Consider the following 15,191-nt stretch of genomic DNA (forward strand, 5'->3'; position numbering starts at 1 on the left):
TTGGTAGGAGGGAGCTTGGGGGGCGCGCTCTAACAAACGAATTACGAAGAGGCTGTTGGAATAGAAAGTAGCGAGATTAATGAAAAATTCCCGGCAGAGCCGGGAAATCGCAGGGGAATTAAAGGCTGACCGCGGGTATTTGGGCGATAGCTTCAGTCTGAGTTATCGGCTGCTGTGCCAAAAGACAAGCGCTTTTATGCTCGCCGTATTTTTCTAATTCCGGCATTTCTCGCAGACAGCGGTCTTCTCTCGCCGGGCAGCGGCCGTAAAAGCGGCAGGCATGTGGATCGGGGTCGATGGGGCTGGGCAATTCTCCTTGCAGGCGTACGCGCTGAACTTGTCCACCGGCATCAAAATGGGAAATTGCGGCGATCAATGCTTTTGTATAAGGATGGCGCGGGCGCTGGAAGACTTCTTCCACTGGTCCCGTTTCCACAACTTTCCCCAGATACATCGCCATTACGCGATCGCATAATAAGCGCACTACGTTGAGATCGTGGGAAACGAATAAATAACTCAAGCCCAATTCGCGGCGCAGTTTATCCAATAATTTCAAAATCACGGCTTGCACCGATACATCCAGTGCCGATGTAGGCTCATCGAGAATTAATAAATCCGGCTGCAAAGCAATTCCTCGCGCAATTCCCACGCGCAATTTTTGTCCACCGGATAATTGGTGTGGATAGCGGCTTAATAATGTAAGCGGCAGGGACACTTGTGCTGCAATGGCTTCCACCCGTTTTTGCAGAGCTTCGCCGCTTAATTTTTGCAATCGTTTTAATGGATCGGCGATGCAGTCAAAGGCAGTAAAACGCGGGTTCAAACTGTCCGTCGGGTCCTGAAAAACCTGCTGAATTTTGGCGCGCTCCGGATGAATGGCGAATTCTTTTGCGGGTACGTCACCTATGTGGCGATCGTTAAACAAAATGTGACCGCTGGTGGGGTCGAGCAGGCGTGTGAGCAAACGCACTAAGGTACTTTTACCGCACCCGGATTCTCCGACCAGGCCCAGACTTTCGCCTTTGTTGAGCGTGAAGGAAATATTATCGACGGCGTGCAGGTAAGAGGGTTTCTGCTTGCTGCCCGTCAAGCGCTTAAAAATATTTGGCGATGCGGTCAGTGGAAAATGTTTGGTGAGTTTTTCAACATTGAGTAGCGTAGTCATAAAAACCTCACAGTGGATTGCGGCAGGCGATAAGGTGAGAAGCATTATCGCTATAGGGCACCAAAGTAAGCCCCGGCGCTGCGCATTCGGGCACGCAGCGATCGCAGCGCGCGCTGAAGCGGCAGGGCGGTTGTGGTTGGCGCAGGTCGGGCAGTTGCCCAGGTATGGAGGCGAGTTTTTCCAAAGTTATACCGGGTTTTGGTGTGGCGGCGATTAAACGTTTTGTGTAGGGATGGCGCGCACCTTTAAATAAATTGGCAATCGGCGCATCTTCGAGCACTTGTCCTGCATGCATGACGGCGACGCGGCTGCAGTAATTGGCGGCGAGTCTCAGGTCGTGGGTAATTAAAATGGTTGCCATGCCGTGAGCTTGTGCGAGTTCGTGCACTAAATCCATGATGACGACTTGGGTGGTAACGTCTAAGCCGGTGGTGGGTTCGTCGGCAATTAATAATCGTGGTTTGCAGGCGAGGGCGATGGCGATCATTACGCGCTGACACATGCCGCCGGATAATTCATAAGGGTAGGCGTTGTAGCGCCGTGCGGGATCGGTAATTTTTACGCTGGCGAGTTGTTCTATGGCGGCTTCTTTGCGTTCTTTTCCGCTCATGCCAGGGTTGTGTGCTTGCAGAACGTCTTCAATTTGCTGGCCAACTTTGCGGATGGGATTTAATGCTGTGCGCGGGCTTTGAAAAATCATGGCGAGATCGCGCCCGCGCAGTTTGCGCATTTCCTGCGGCGATAATTCCAATAAATTGCGTCCATCAAATTCCACTTTTCCGCTGGTGATTTTTCCTGCAGGGTCGAGAACTCCCAGTGCCGCGTAAGCGGTGACGGATTTCCCGGAGCCGGATTCGCCGACTATGGCGAGGGTTTCGCCTTTGTGGAGATGCAAATTGACGTTGTCCAATACAGCGACGCGGCCATGGCGTGTGTCGAAGGCGACGCTCAGGTTTTGTACGCCTAGGAGTAAATTCGTATTCATAATTTCAACCTCGAAGTCTTTGGGTTGAGCTTCGTAAGCTGGGCCGTGTATTGCCGGAGGTTTTTCTGAAATCGTCGTAAACCCTTCCCTGGGGCCTGCCCCGCGCCCGTCCAGGGCGCGAGGCTTTCAGAAAAACCTCCGGCAACACACTTAGTGCGAATTCGCCATCTCTCTTTCTTTTCAATAAATGGCGTTATGTCCTTCTCCGTGGATCAATAATGTCCCGCAGCCCATCTCCCAATAAATTGAAACAGAGCACCACCAGGGTTAGTGCCAGCCCGGGAAATAATGCGACCCACCATTGGCCGGAAATAATGTAGTGCGCACCTTCGGCCACCATAATTCCCCATTCCGGCGTGGGAGGGCGGATGCCGAGGCCGACGAAGGAAAGGCTCGCGGCGTTTAACATGGACCAGCCCATATTCAGCGACATTTGCACGACCAGTGGAGCGGAGACATTGGGCAATAATTGAAACCACAGAATTCGTTTGTTGCTATTGCCGCATAAGCGTGCGGCTTCGACAAATCCAGCATTTTTGAGTATAAGAATTTCACTACGCACGACGCGCACGTAAAAAGGCATATTGATAATCGCGCTGGCGTAGACAACGTTGATGACGTTATTACCGAGTCCCGCAACTATGGCCATGGCCAGAACAAAAAGGGGAAAGGCCATAATAATGTCCACGCCGCGTCCGACCGCTTGATCAAAGTGCCCACCGTAAAATCCTGCGCAGGCACCAAGAAAAGTTCCAATAGCAGCAGCGAGTGCTACGGCGCCTACGGCAATCCCTAAATCCATGCGCGCGCCCATAATGACGCGACTGAAAATATCTCGACCCAATTGATCCGTGCCGAACCAGTTATTCGCAGAGGGCGGCTGCAACGCGTTGACGGTATCGCTGGCGAAAGGATCGTAAGGCACCAGCCAGGGTGCGAACAAAGCGCAAATCACTACACCGATAAATACGATCAGCGCAATTAAGGTCAAAGGGTTTTGCAATAAAAGGTAACGCCACTCTTCAAACTGTTTCATGCGGCACGCTCCACTCGCGGATCGATGAGGCTGCAGACGAGGTCAACGACAAGATTCAATAAGACATACAGCACGGCGATGGATAAAACAAAACCTTGCACTGGCGCGTAATCGGAAGCAATAAGTGCTTCCAATGCATAGGAACCTATGCCCGGCCAGGCAAATACTTTTTCCACCAGCACGTTAATTCCGAGCAAATAGGAAAGTACCATGCCCATGGTATTAATTACCGGTAATAACGTATTGCGCAGGGCATAGCGCACCAGAATAACCCGTCGTGGTAAGCCAGCGGCTTTTGCGCTGCGGATAAAATCGGAATTAAGTACACCGAGCATTCCCGCGCGTGTCATGCGCGCAAGTGGCGCTAAAGCAAAAAGTGCAAGTGTTATTGCGGGCAAAATCAATTGTGCGAGAGCGCTGCGGAAAATGGCCCATTCACCCGTGATTGCGCTATCGATCAAATAAAAACCCGTCACGTCCTGTGGCGGTGAGGAAAACAAATCAAGGCGTCCCATAGGGGCGGGCGCCCAGCCGAGCAGGTAGTAAAAAATATAAATCAGTACCAGTCCGGTAAAAAACGTTGGCAGACACACGCCGGATGTGGTGAGCAAACGGCAGAGATGGTCGATCCAGGAATTGGGTCTAGTGGCGGCGAGCATTCCTAATGGAAGGCCGATAACAATGGCGATTAAAAGTCCCAATAATGTGAGTTCGAGGGAGGCGGGCAGACGCTCCATTAAATCGTGTGTTACTGGTTGACCGGTGGTAAACGATTTACCCATATCGCCTTGCGCAAGGTCTTTTAAATAAATCCAAAATTGTGTGAGCAGGCTTTCGTTGAGGCCCAGTTGGTGGCGAACTTGTTCCACGGCTTCAGCCGACGCTGCAGCTCCAGCGAAAAATGCGGCGGGGTCACCGGGCAATAAACGCATAACCATAAAGGTGACGACTATGACGGCGAATAGGCTGGGAATAGCGCCTATCAGTCGTCGCAGAATTAAATTGAATGTTGAGTTTTGCATGTGGACCTCTTGCTCTAGCGAGTGCTGCTGAAGTCAGAGGTGGCAAATCAGCTCTCTCCCCTTTTTAAGGGGAGGGTTGGGGTGGGGTTTCGACCTTAGAAAAACAGCCCTCTCCCAGCCTCCCCCTTGGGCAACCTGTTGCCACCTCTATTTTTCAAAACGTATAAGCCACATAAACCGATGTTCTCAGCGCATCTTGAAAAAGATCATCCGCCATATATTGTGCAAATCGCCATCCCAATAAGGTTTTGGCTATGCCTTTGTATTCCAGGCTGAAATCAAACTCGCTGCCGTAATCTGCATCGCCGGTGCTCGGGCTGTAGAGATAATAAAAACCAGTGAAAAACAGATTTTGCGTGCCGGGAATTTTTCCAGATGCACTTAAATAAGCGGCTTCAAGACCGTGGCTGTCGCCCAAACTTGGGTTATTCAGAAATAATTCAGTCCAACCGTTATGTGGATGAGCGAGGGGGGTGATGAATTTGTCGGTTGCGCTGGAGGCTTCGAGGGCGGTTTGGCCTATCACATAGTTGATGCCAGAAACCTGCACTCCGGCTTCTACCAGATAATAATTCTGGTCGATTTCCCTTGGATTTTCCCCAGCATCTTGTTGCACGGCGTAATCCAGTGTGGCTAAAAATCGGATATCGCTCATCGGCATATTGCCTTCAAAGCGTATGCCGAAGGTGTCTGTGGAATTGGTTATTTCCGTGTCAAAATCCAGCAAGACGCCATAGGTTTTAAATACGCCCACATCTTTTACGCTGTAAGCCAGATTATAAAAATGCGATTCCATATTGGCGCGGCCATTGCCGGCTTCTTCGCCGGTGACACGCAATACGCGGCTGAGATAGCCATAATCGATTTTGAAAGAATCTGTTGGTGAAATGGAAAATGTCGCGCCGTTAAAAGACTGGTGGTTTTGTCGCCATGCTGAGTTACTGATAAAGCGCCCATTGTTCAGTACAACTTCTTGCCGGCCTACGCGCAGCTGGGTTTTGTAGCTTGCACTGTTGTAAGCGATATAGGCTTGATTGACTTCCGCACCTTGCGGATCGCCGATGGTGGGATAACCTGCAGTTTCCGGATCTGGAATAAATGGAACCGCGTATTCGTCCTCAAAAATTTGCTCAACCGCTTCAAAATCCGCAAAGGCGCTGAAGCCGGAACCTAAATTGGCTTTTGCAGAAATACTCAAACGCGCGGTTGAGGCTTTTGAGGTGCCCGGCGCTTCGTCGATATCAAAATATTCATAACGGTAACGTAAGCTGGATGCGTATTCTGTGGTGATATCCGCGAGAGCGGACGTGCCGCTTAAAGCTGTGCAAGCGCACACGGCTGCAGAAAGGATATTTCTGTTCATAACAATCCCCAATATTTTGGTTCAAAGTGGAAAAGTGAAATTTGCGTTCAATTCTTTTTCAGCTGGCGATAATCCAATTGCCTATGAAACCAATACTGATATCCGCTGATATTCGGTTGATGCGCGAGGCTGACGACGGGTTGGAATAAAGGCACTCGCGGCACTTCCTCGTAGGCGATCGCGATCATGTCTTCGATTTGTTTGGCGTAAGCGGTGGGATCGGTTTCGAAGCGGGATTGATCGATTAGTGCGTCCAGTGCGGGATTTTGGTAGCTCATGGTGTTAAACACCGCGTTCTGACCGTGGTAAGCCCAGAAGAAAAAATATTCCGGATAGTTCAGCCAGCCGCCGAAATTATTAATCAGCAGTGGCATATCCTTGCGCAAGAGTGCCGCGCGCCAGTTGGCTCCAGGAATTTTTTCAATGGTGGTTTTAATGCCGATGCTGGCGAGAGATTCTTGTACCAGAAGGGCAATAGGTTCGCTGATTAATGAAAGTCCCTGATCGAAGGAAAGCGTGGTGCTAAATCCGTTGGGATATCCCGCTTCCGCCAGTAAAGCTTTGGCTTTGGCAATATCGGTTTGATAAGAAGTTGCACGTGGCCAATCACTGTTGGTGGCGCCGCCAAACAATGGAATACCTTGGCCATAAACTGCGGCATCCATAATTTTTTGATAGGGAATTGCATAGGCGACGGCTTGGCGTACTTTGATATTGTCGAAAGGTGGCTTGGCGGTGTTCATGCCGACGTACCACATGGCATTTTCCACCGGCGTGCCGATTAATTTTGCTTTTTTGCTTTTGGCCAGATCGTTCACCGTGCGTGGACCTAAATCGAAGGCAATATCCACATCGCCGCGTTCAACCAACGCTTGCTGTGCGGAGGCAGAGGGAATTTCTCGCACTATGACTTTGGCAATCGCCGGTTTGGGGCCGCTGCCCCATTGTTCGAAACGCTCGTAAACCGTTTCTGAACCGGGACGCCAGCTGGCGACCTTATAGGCGCCACCGCCAGCGGTATTGTTTTTCAGCCATTCCATTGCCCAAGGGTCTTGGGCGGTTGCGTGTTTTTTGGCGAGTTTGCTGTTGTAGATGGCAGCTACGGGGACGGCGAGATCGGGCAGGGTGAGTTTATCGCTGCGCAGGAAATTCACTTTGATGGTGTGTTGATCCACCACTTCGAATTGATCCGGTGATTCAAGAGATCCCGCTTTCATCTGGAAGGTGGGGAATCCGCCAACGGTTACCGCGCGGTCGAAAGACCATTTCACGTCTTCCGCAGTCACCGGTGTGCCATCGTGAAAAACGGCGTTTTGCCGCAGTTTGAAAATCACCGATTTGCCGTCCTCTGCAATCGTCCAGCTCTCCGCCAGCTCCGGCTCCAGCTTGGTGTAGTCGTACATCACTTTGCCGTCGGGCAGAGTTTTGCTGGCGTAGGTCATCAGCCTGTCGTAGGTATTCCAGGACGCGCCGTAGGAGGGGCGGTTGGCGCCTATGCCGTGAATATCCAGGCTGTTGGGGCCGGATTCCACCACGACCAGCAAAGTATCTTTGCGGCTGTCGGCGGTCGCGGTGAGGCCTAACAGGGATAAAACGGGTAAAAGGCATAAAAGGATGCGTCGCTTTGGTGCGCGCCGGCGACTTGTTTGTGAATCAGGTCGGTTGGGTTTGAACAAAGAGAACAAAGACATGTTTCAGCTCCTCTGGTTGTTGGAGCTGTAAGAGCAAAGCGGTTGCCAAGGGTAAAAAAATATTTGGATTCAATCGGTTAAGGCGATTTTTCCGAGGTTTTGGCAAACCGGTTAAGCGTCGCAATCGTCGCAAAATGCGACAGTCGCGACGGTTCGGCCGGTGGCGTTTGTATGCCGGAATAGGAAAAAAGGCGGCTGGTATATGCCTTGCTGCCGGATAGCTACGGTTAACCACAAGCTCGCAACGATTGCTCTTTCATGTCCAGGACGCACTTGCCACCACCTCGCCAGATTTTGCAGATGCCAGCACTCTGGATTGGTATCTGCCTGTCATTTTTTCTCGCGGTTTATGTCGCCCATTGGGAAAGTTCGGCTCTGCGCAACGAATTGCGCGAACTCGCCAAAGACCGGGCCAGCGTTCTCCATTCCAGCATGCGCAGCTCTGCCGAAGTTCTGCACGCCTTAGCGTCTTTGCATGCGGCGACCGGAGCTATTCGGCAGGAACATTTTCAGTTGTTTGCGCGGGACGCTGTGCGCCGTCATCCGGAACTGCAGGCAGTGGAGTGGATTCCACGAGTGCCGCACGCAGAACGGGAAACCTTTGAACAGCGCAAACGGGCAGAGGGATTTACCGATTTTATTTTTACGGAAATCGGCGAGGCTGGCCTGCTGACGCGCGCGTCTTACCGCTCGGAATATTTTCCTGTGTATTTCCTCGAACCCTTCGACGGCAACCAATTGGCTCACGGATTTGACTTGGGCGCGGACGCGCGCCGGCGCGCTGCCCTGGAGCTGGCGCGGGATACAGGGATGCCAGTGGTGACTGCGCCTATTCGCCTTGCCCAGGAGACCGCGACCCAGCAGGGATTTCTGATGTTCTACCCGGTGTACACCACACCAGAGCCGAAAACCTCGGAGCAGTGGCGCGAAACCTTGGAAGGTTTTGCCCTGGCGGTATTTCGCGCGGGCGATTTGGTTGCAGCAGCTTTGCGGGATATTGCCGAGAAGGGCATCTCCGTCACCCTCTACGATACCGGTGATCCCTATACCGCCTTGGCGCGGCTGCAGGCCGTGGAGACATCGTCTCATTGGTTGCACAAGTTGGCGCTTTTACCGGAGCAGTTGCCGTGGGAAGACTACATCGATATGGGTGGGCGGCGTTGGCGTTTGTTGTTTGAGCCGACCGCCTATGTCACGGGCAGCCGCCAGCCGGTGCAGACCACTTTGGCCTTTGTGGTTGGCTTGATGCTCACCTTGTTGCTGGTGGCCTATCTCGCCAGTGCCGCGCGGCGCGAGCGGGAAATCAGCAGCGCCAACGCAGCTTTGCAAAGCGAAATTGCCGAGCGTGAGAAAGCCGTGGAGGCGGCGCAGGCCGCCAACCGCGCCAAGTCCGATTTTCTCGCCAATATGAGCCACGAGATTCGCACGCCTTTAAATGCAGTTCTCGGTTATGCCCAGCTGTTGCGCCGGGATAGCCGGTTGGATTCGGAACAGCGCCAAGCAGTGGGCGCGATCATTGCCAGTGGCAATCACCTACTTAGCCAAATCAACAGTGTTTTGGATTTTTCCAAAATCGAAATCGGCCGCATGGAAGCGCAAACGGAAGCGGTTTATTTGAACGATTTGCTTAATGAACTGGTGCTGATGTTCCGCCCGCGCTGCCATGAGAAGGGTCTGGATCTGCGCGCCCGGTTATTGCCGGAAGACGCTCCGGCGGTGTTGGTGGACGGCTGCAAATTGCGGCAGATTCTGATCAATTTGCTCGGCAATGCGGTGCGTTTTACTCATCACGGCGAAGTGATGTTGGGATGTCGTCCCGCGGGCGACGGGATATACCGGTTTGATGTGATCGACACCGGTGTCGGCATTGCCCCGGTGGATCTGGTGCGGATTTTCGAGCCTTTTTATCAAGGGCAATCGCACAATCAATCGGGCGGCACTGGTTTGGGTTTGGCTATCGCTCGCCGCCACGCGCAGCTGCTTGGCGGGGATCTGGAGGCAGTGTCGGAAGAGGGCGAGGGCACACGTTTTACCCTGCATTTGCCGTTGCCTGTGGCGGATGCGTCAGTCGTAGCGGTGCAGACGGATGCCACAGACTGGCGTCTGCCAGGAGGTCATTCCATTCACCTATTAGTGATCGATGACGACGAGGCCAACCGCGATATTCTGCGGCGCCTGCTGACGGGCGCGGGTTGCTCTGTCGCCGTGGCGGAAGACCATAAATCCGCTCTACCGCATTTGGCTGAACGATCCTTCGATGCAGTTTTTCTCGATATCCGTTTACCCTGCGGCGACAGTTTGACGTGGCTGCCCAAACTGCGCGAAATCCGCCCACATACGCCAGTAATTGCCTATACCGCACTCGAGTTCGAGCAGGATCGTGAGCGTTGTCTGGTAGCGGGATGCCAAGCCTTTATTGCCAAACCCGTGCAGGCCGAAGTGGTTTTTCAGACGTTGGAGAACTTGTTAGGCATAACGTTCGAGCGGCAGTGGCAGGAGGAGGGCGGAACTGCGTCGCTGGATCTCAGCAAAGTTGTTCTGCCTGCCAATTTATTGCAGCGGCTATTAACTGCAGCGGAGTTGCACAGCAGCACCGCGTTAAAAGCCGGTATGGAGGAATTAATCGCCCTCGGCCCTAATACGGCACCACTGGTGGATCGCCTGCGCCAGTTGATGCGCGCCTACGATATGGATGAAATCGCCCGCCTGTTACTCACCTTGCCGGTAATCGAGGTGGCCTGTGCCTGAACGCATTCTGGTGGTGGACGATGTGGTGACCAACGTGCAATTGCTCGCCCAGGCATTGGAACCGGCGGGTTACGAGATCTTGGTGGCACAGAACGGTCGGGACGCTTTGCGCATCGCCGAGCGGGCGCAGCCGGGGTTGATATTGATGGACGTGATGATGCCCGGCCTCGACGGCGTCGCTACCTGCCGCCTGCTCAAACAGAACCCCGAATTGGCCGATATTCCGGTGATTTTTATTACAGCGCTGGATGAGCGGGAAAGTGTGGTGAAAGGATTTACCGCTGGCGGCGTGGACTACATAGTCAAGCCGTTCCATCCCGAGGAAGTACTGCGCCGGGTGGAGAACCATTTGAACCTGCACCGGCTCGCCCGCAGCCTGGAGCAGTCCAACCGCGAGCTGAAACTGCGCCTAGCTGAACTGGAACGCGCCAACCGCGCTCTGGCCGAGGAGCGCGACAAGCTGGCGCGCACCGAATACGCCCTGGAAACTGCAGACAGCCGCTTAAATGCCCTGGCGCAGCGCGAGCAACAGCGCTGGGGAATGGACGGGCTGGTCGGCAAAAGCGCCACCATGCAGGCCATTCTGCAGAACATCCGCAAGCTCCATCACAGCGCTGGCACCAGTGTGCTGATCACTGGCGAGAGCGGCACCGGCAAGGAATTGATTGCCCGCGCCATTCACTACAGCAGCCCGCGCGCGCAAAAGCCGTTTATTCCGGTCAATTGCGTCGCTATACCGGCGGAACTCGCCGAATCCATGTTTTTCGGCCATGTCAAAGGCGCGTTTACCGGCGCCAGCGGTGGGCAGAAAGGTTTTTTTGAGCTGGCCGACGGCGGCACCCTGTTTCTCGATGAAATCGGCGATATGCCTCTGGGATTACAGGCCAAATTGCTGCGCGTATTGGAAGATGGGGAAGTGCGACCAGTGGGCAGCCAGAAAGCGATCAAAACCGACGTGCGCGTGGTGGCCGCCACCAACGTCAATCTGCAGGAAAAAATCGCCGCCGGATTATTTCGCGCTGATCTGTTTTACCGCCTGGCGCGCTTCCAGGTGGAGCTGCCGCCATTGCGCCAGCGACGCGGCGATATTCTTCTGCTTGCGCAGCATTTTCTCGCTCTGTTCGCCCGGGAGATGGGCGTGCGCGCCCCGGATATCAATGCGGCGGCGCAGGAGGCGCTGCAGAATTATCATTTCCCCGGCAATGTGCGCGAGCTGAAAAACCTGATCGAACGCGCTCTGATCCTCAGCTCTGGCAAAACCGTGGAGCCGGAGCATTTGCAGTTTCAGACTCTGTCTCAATCCCCTCAGACCAGTTCCGTCACCAGCCTTCCTCCCTTGCCATTGAACCTGAAAGAAGCGGAACAAGTGCTGATGCGGCGCGCCTTGGACGCAGCCAGCGGCAATATCACCGAAGCTGCCCGTTTGCTCGGTGTGCACCGCAGTAAGCTCTATCGGGTAATGACAATCGATTGACCTTCTGTCTTATCTCGAACCAACGGATTACAAAACCGTATAGTACTGTCCAACAAGCGGCGATTTGGTCTTTGATATAAATGATTCCGTGGTCAGCGATAAAGCTGACAATCAACAAAGATTCAGAGAGTGTGGAGATTGGTATGAAAAACGTATTTAAACCTGTTGTGTTGACCGCGGCTGTTTTGTTTTCTGGCGCTGCCCTGGCTGATAAGGACGATATCCGTCTGCTGTCCGAAACCAAAATCACCTTGGTGGAAGCCATCAATATAGCGGAAAAGCATCAGAATGGTCGGGCATATGAAGCCAGCCTGGATGACAAAAAATTTACCCCGGTATACGAAGTCAACGTTGTGGTTGGTGATGTGATTTATGAGGTAGACGTAGACGGAATTACTGGAGAAGTTCGTAAAGTTAAAGTCGACGACTAAGCAATACTCAAATCCGGGCGCGGACGAAATAAACAAAAGGGCCATTAAATGGCCCTTTTTTGTCATGTCGCTCAATTGAGTTCCTTCCGGTAAGCTAAGCAGGCCCTAAAATCACTCGAACTTGGCAATTCTTTTATGAAGCTGTTATTGGTTGAAGACGACAAAGCGACCGCTGAATTTATTATTCAGGGGTTAAAAGAGCAGGGCCATACCACAGATCATGCAGCAAACGGATTGGATGGTCTTATGATGGCACAGGACGGCCACTACGATGTTTTGATTTTGGACCGTATGCTGCCTCGCTTGGATGGTTTGACTTTATTAAAAACGCTGCGCGATGCCGAAGATCACACTCCGGCGATTATCTTGAGTGCGATGGGCAGCATTGATGACAGAGTTACCGGTTTGGGCGCGGGTGCGGAAGATTATCTGGTCAAGCCATTTGCTTTTGCTGAGCTGTATGCGCGCATTTGTTCGCTGGCTCGTCGACCGCCGATTCGCCAGATTGAAACTATTTTGCGCGTTGGCGATTTACAAATGGATTTGATCAAACGCCAGGTAACCCGCGCAGGAAAAACCATTGATCTGCAACCGACCGAATTTAAATTGCTGGAATTTTTACTGCGGCACCGCGGCGAAGTGGTAACGCGCACCATGCTGCTGGAAGGTGTGTGGGATTTTCACTTTGATCCCAAAACCAACATAGTGGAAACCCATATCAGTCGTTTGCGTGGAAAAGTCGATAAGGATTTTCCTACCTCATTAATTCAAACAGTGCGCGGGGCGGGTTATAAAATCGATGTCTCTGCCTAGAATATTTCGCTCGGCGACTTTCCGGTTTGCTGGTCTTTATCTCTTATTTTTTACGATTTCCGTTGGTTTGCTCGCCGTTTTTTTGTTTTTCCATGTCCGCGACAGCTTGGAAGACGATGCACGCAATCAAATCAGCAATGAATTTAATTTGCTGTTGTTTGAATTTCACGAGGACGGGCTGGATGAATTATTGGAAGAAACCGAAGAGCGTATCGAAAAAAATTCCACCCCAAACCGGCTTCTCTATATGGTGCAAAGTCCATCTGGACGCGTGATTTTTGATCGTATAGATCCAGTGTCTCCGCCTTATGGATGGCAGTACATCACTAGCGGTCGCTCAGCTTTGTTTTATTTCGAGGAACTCAGCAATGGCTATGTACTGGGGGTTGGTAAGGATCTGGCTGCGCTAACGACCGCAGAACGGGCCATTCAAAATGTCTTTTTGTGGGGAGCCGTCGTTGTTTTGCTTATTGGCGCACTTGGCGGATTTCTATTGAGTCGCCGTTTGCTTGCCATAGTCGACGCCATTACACGAACAGCGAAATCCATCAGCGACGGACATTTAAACGAGCGAATCCCCTTGCAGAACACCGGTGACGAATTCGATGAGCTCGGTAAAACGTTGAACCAAATGCTGGATCGCATCGAACTCTTGGTTGCCAATATTCGCCAAGTCTCCACTGGCATTGCCCATGATTTGCGAACACCGCTTGCACGCTTGCGCGGGCGTCTGGAGACCATGCGACAAAATCCGTCATTGCCCGCGGATGATGTGGACAGCGCCATTGCGGAAGTTGATGCCATTCTGCAGACATTCGCAGCGCTTTTGCGCTTGGCTGAATTGGAGACAGGCACTTTAAAAGCGGGTTTTGGATCTGTGGCGCTGAAAGATTTGGTTGAACAGATGGTAGAAGCCTATGGTCCGATCGCAGAAGACAGTGGCAAACAGTTGGTCCTCGAAGACGCACGATCGGTCTCTATTGCCGGGGATAAAAATCTGTTGCAACAGTTACTGGCCAATTTATTGGAAAACGCCCTTGAACATGGTGGAAGCACTGTCCAAGTGAGTTTGCAACTCAAAGGAAAAACGGCTTATTTGGAAGTTGCCGACAATGGTCCGGGAATTCCTGCAGAAGCGCGTTCGCAGGTCATCAAACCTTTCCAGAAAGGGGAGACCAGTCATGGCACAGGCTTGGGGTTGGCACTAGTGGTGGCAATTGTCCAATTGCATGGAGGGACATTGGAACTGGCTGATAACCATCCTGGCTTGCTTTGTCGCGCGACATTCCCAATTTTTGAGGTTTAAGCCTTTGGCGTTAGAAAGCGGAAAAGGGAAACAACCGTTATTAGCGGCTGTTTCCCGTTTTTGCGGCAGGCAATTTATCCGGCAGGGTAACGTTCAGTTCTAATACCGAAAAATTGCCGTGGTTATCGAGCTGGACTTCAATGCTATCGATATCGATATCCACGTACTTTTTGATCACTTCCATAATGTCTTTCTGCAGCGCGGCGAGGTAATCCGGCTGTTTGTTCTGGCGGCGTTCATGCGCAACTATGACCTGCAAACGCTCTTTTGCGATGGATGCCGTATTGTTTTTCTTGCGGGAGAAATAATCGAACAGACTCATCATGCAGTTCTCCTGAACAGGCGTTGAAAGAAGCTCTTGTGTTCAGGATTCAAGAAGCGATGTTCAACTTGTTCACCCAGTAAACGTGCTACGGCATCAGCGTAAGCTTTACCGGCTTTGCTTTCGGTGTCGTGGATAACAGGAACGCCCTGGTTTGACGCTTTCAATACAGACTGGCACTCGGGAATCACACCGAGCAGTTTGGTCGCAAGAATTTCTTCCACGTCTGCCACACCCAACATTTCGCCGCGCGCGACACGATGGGGATCGTAGCGGGTAATCAGCAAATGCTCGATCACTCGTTCGCCCTGTTCGGCTTTGCGCGATTTGCTCTGCAAAATACCGAGGATGCGGTCGGAGTCGCGCACTGAGGATACTTCCGGGTTGGCGACGACAATCGCTTCATCGGCGAAATACAGCGCCATAAAAGCACCGTGCTCGATACCGGCAGGGGAGTCGCAAATAATGTATTCAAAACCCATATCTTTGAGTTCATTGAGAACTCGTTCCACGCCTTCTTTCGTCAAGGCGTCTTTATCGCGGGTTTGTGAAGCGGGGAGAATAAACAGGTTTTCGCAGCGTTTGTCTTTGATCAGCGCTTGTTTCAAAGTCGCTTCTTCGTTGATGACGTTGACGAAGTCATACACCACGCGCCGTTCGCAGTTCATGATCAGGTCCAGATTGCGCAGACCTATATCAAAATCGATGACCGCAGTTTTATGACCGCGCAAGGCCAATCCCGTGCAAATCGCTGAGCTGGTGGTTGTCTTGCCAACACCACCTTTTCCGGATGTCACTACAATTATCTTTGCCAAAGTCGTAACCCTTTTGCTTG

General features: G+C 52.3%; 13 protein-coding genes. 5 read left to right on the forward strand and 8 right to left on the reverse strand.

The window, feature by feature from the left end:
* Positions 1 to 118: 118 nt before the first annotated feature.
* The 6 genes from DWB84_RS17905 to DWB84_RS17930 form a co-directional block, all read right to left on the reverse strand.
* On the reverse strand, positions 119 to 1,165 hold the full coding sequence (locus DWB84_RS17905; protein ID WP_187411191.1) for an ABC transporter ATP-binding protein: 1,047 nt from the start codon (positions 1,163 to 1,165) through the stop codon (positions 119 to 121).
* A gap of 7 nt (positions 1,166 to 1,172) precedes the next feature.
* Entirely contained in the window at positions 1,173 to 2,150 is a 978-nt protein-coding gene (locus tag DWB84_RS17910; protein ID WP_187411192.1) for an ABC transporter ATP-binding protein, read from the reverse strand.
* 193 nt (positions 2,151 to 2,343) lie between these two features.
* Positions 2,344 to 3,186 (reverse strand): ABC transporter permease, encoded by an 843-nt coding sequence (locus DWB84_RS17915; RefSeq protein ID WP_187411193.1) that lies wholly within the window; start codon positions 3,184 to 3,186, stop codon positions 2,344 to 2,346.
* A complete protein-coding gene (locus DWB84_RS17920; protein WP_187411194.1) occupies positions 3,183 to 4,208 on the reverse strand; it encodes an ABC transporter permease in 1,026 nt (341 codons plus the stop codon). Before DWB84_RS17920 ends, DWB84_RS17915 begins: the two co-directional genes overlap by 4 nt.
* Positions 4,209 to 4,362: 154 nt before the next feature.
* The gene (locus tag DWB84_RS17925; protein WP_187411195.1) at positions 4,363 to 5,571 is read right to left on the reverse strand and encodes an alginate export family protein; all 1,209 of its coding nucleotides are present in this window, start codon (positions 5,569 to 5,571) and stop codon (positions 4,363 to 4,365) included.
* 47 nt (positions 5,572 to 5,618) lie between these two features.
* Entirely contained in the window at positions 5,619 to 7,262 is a 1,644-nt protein-coding gene (locus DWB84_RS17930; RefSeq protein WP_187411196.1) for an ABC transporter substrate-binding protein, read from the reverse strand.
* A 258-nt stretch (positions 7,263 to 7,520) separates the two neighbouring features.
* Here DWB84_RS17930 and DWB84_RS17935 point away from each other — a divergent pair, with 258 nt between their 5' ends.
* The 5 genes from DWB84_RS17935 to DWB84_RS17955 all read left to right on the forward strand — a co-directional run bounded on the left by DWB84_RS17935 (position 7,521) and on the right by DWB84_RS17955 (position 14,034).
* Complete coding sequence (locus tag DWB84_RS17935) at positions 7,521 to 10,010, forward strand: CHASE domain-containing protein (protein WP_187411197.1); 2,490 nt, start codon at positions 7,521 to 7,523, stop codon at positions 10,008 to 10,010.
* The gene (locus tag DWB84_RS17940; RefSeq protein ID WP_187411198.1) at positions 10,003 to 11,484 is read left to right on the forward strand and encodes a sigma-54 dependent transcriptional regulator; all 1,482 of its coding nucleotides are present in this window, start codon (positions 10,003 to 10,005) and stop codon (positions 11,482 to 11,484) included. The genes DWB84_RS17935 and DWB84_RS17940 overlap by 8 nt, the downstream gene beginning before the upstream one ends.
* A gap of 143 nt (positions 11,485 to 11,627) precedes the next feature.
* Entirely contained in the window at positions 11,628 to 11,915 is a 288-nt protein-coding gene (locus DWB84_RS17945) for a PepSY domain-containing protein (protein WP_187411199.1), read from the forward strand.
* A gap of 135 nt (positions 11,916 to 12,050) precedes the next feature.
* Entirely contained in the window at positions 12,051 to 12,728 is a 678-nt protein-coding gene (locus DWB84_RS17950) for a response regulator transcription factor (protein WP_187411200.1), read from the forward strand.
* Entirely contained in the window at positions 12,715 to 14,034 is a 1,320-nt protein-coding gene (locus DWB84_RS17955; RefSeq protein WP_187411201.1) for a HAMP domain-containing sensor histidine kinase, read from the forward strand. The genes DWB84_RS17950 and DWB84_RS17955 overlap by 14 nt, the downstream gene beginning before the upstream one ends.
* Before the next feature lie 40 nt (positions 14,035 to 14,074).
* Here the strand turns inward: DWB84_RS17955 and minE are convergent, their stop codons facing one another.
* Together minE and minD are read right to left on the reverse strand one after the other, a co-directional pair.
* A complete protein-coding gene (gene minE, locus DWB84_RS17960) occupies positions 14,075 to 14,356 on the reverse strand; it encodes a cell division topological specificity factor MinE (protein ID WP_187411286.1) in 282 nt (93 codons plus the stop codon).
* Positions 14,356 to 15,171 carry a septum site-determining protein MinD gene (minD, locus tag DWB84_RS17965; RefSeq protein ID WP_187411202.1) on the reverse strand — a complete coding sequence of 272 codons (816 nt, stop codon included), beginning with the start codon at positions 15,169 to 15,171 and terminating at the stop codon, positions 14,356 to 14,358. Before minD ends, minE begins: the two co-directional genes overlap by 1 nt.
* Positions 15,172 to 15,191: the final 20 nt, after the last annotated feature.

Origin of the sequence: Saccharophagus sp. K07 (assembly GCF_014336955.1) — a bacterium.
In the GTDB taxonomy this organism is placed as follows: Bacteria; Pseudomonadota; Gammaproteobacteria; order Pseudomonadales; family Cellvibrionaceae; genus UBA5868.

Coding starts and splice junctions, on each gene's coding strand:
- DWB84_RS17945 (WP_187411199.1), top strand. CDS start 11,628: ATGAAAAACGTATTTAAACCTGTTGTGTTGACCGCGGCTGTTTTGTTT.
- minE (WP_187411286.1), bottom strand. CDS start 14,356: ATGAGTCTGTTCGATTATTTCTCCCGCAAGAAAAACAATACGGCATCC.
- DWB84_RS17950 (WP_187411200.1), top strand. CDS start 12,051: ATGAAGCTGTTATTGGTTGAAGACGACAAAGCGACCGCTGAATTTATT.
- DWB84_RS17930 (WP_187411196.1), bottom strand. CDS start 7,262: ATGTCTTTGTTCTCTTTGTTCAAACCCAACCGACCTGATTCACAAACA.
- DWB84_RS17925 (WP_187411195.1), bottom strand. CDS start 5,571: ATGAACAGAAATATCCTTTCTGCAGCCGTGTGCGCTTGCACAGCTTTA.
- DWB84_RS17935 (WP_187411197.1), top strand. CDS start 7,521: ATGTCCAGGACGCACTTGCCACCACCTCGCCAGATTTTGCAGATGCCA.
- DWB84_RS17915 (WP_187411193.1), bottom strand. CDS start 3,186: ATGAAACAGTTTGAAGAGTGGCGTTACCTTTTATTGCAAAACCCTTTG.
- DWB84_RS17905 (WP_187411191.1), bottom strand. CDS start 1,165: ATGACTACGCTACTCAATGTTGAAAAACTCACCAAACATTTTCCACTG.
- DWB84_RS17920 (WP_187411194.1), bottom strand. CDS start 4,208: ATGCAAAACTCAACATTCAATTTAATTCTGCGACGACTGATAGGCGCT.
- DWB84_RS17955 (WP_187411201.1), top strand. CDS start 12,715: ATGTCTCTGCCTAGAATATTTCGCTCGGCGACTTTCCGGTTTGCTGGT.
- DWB84_RS17910 (WP_187411192.1), bottom strand. CDS start 2,150: ATGAATACGAATTTACTCCTAGGCGTACAAAACCTGAGCGTCGCCTTC.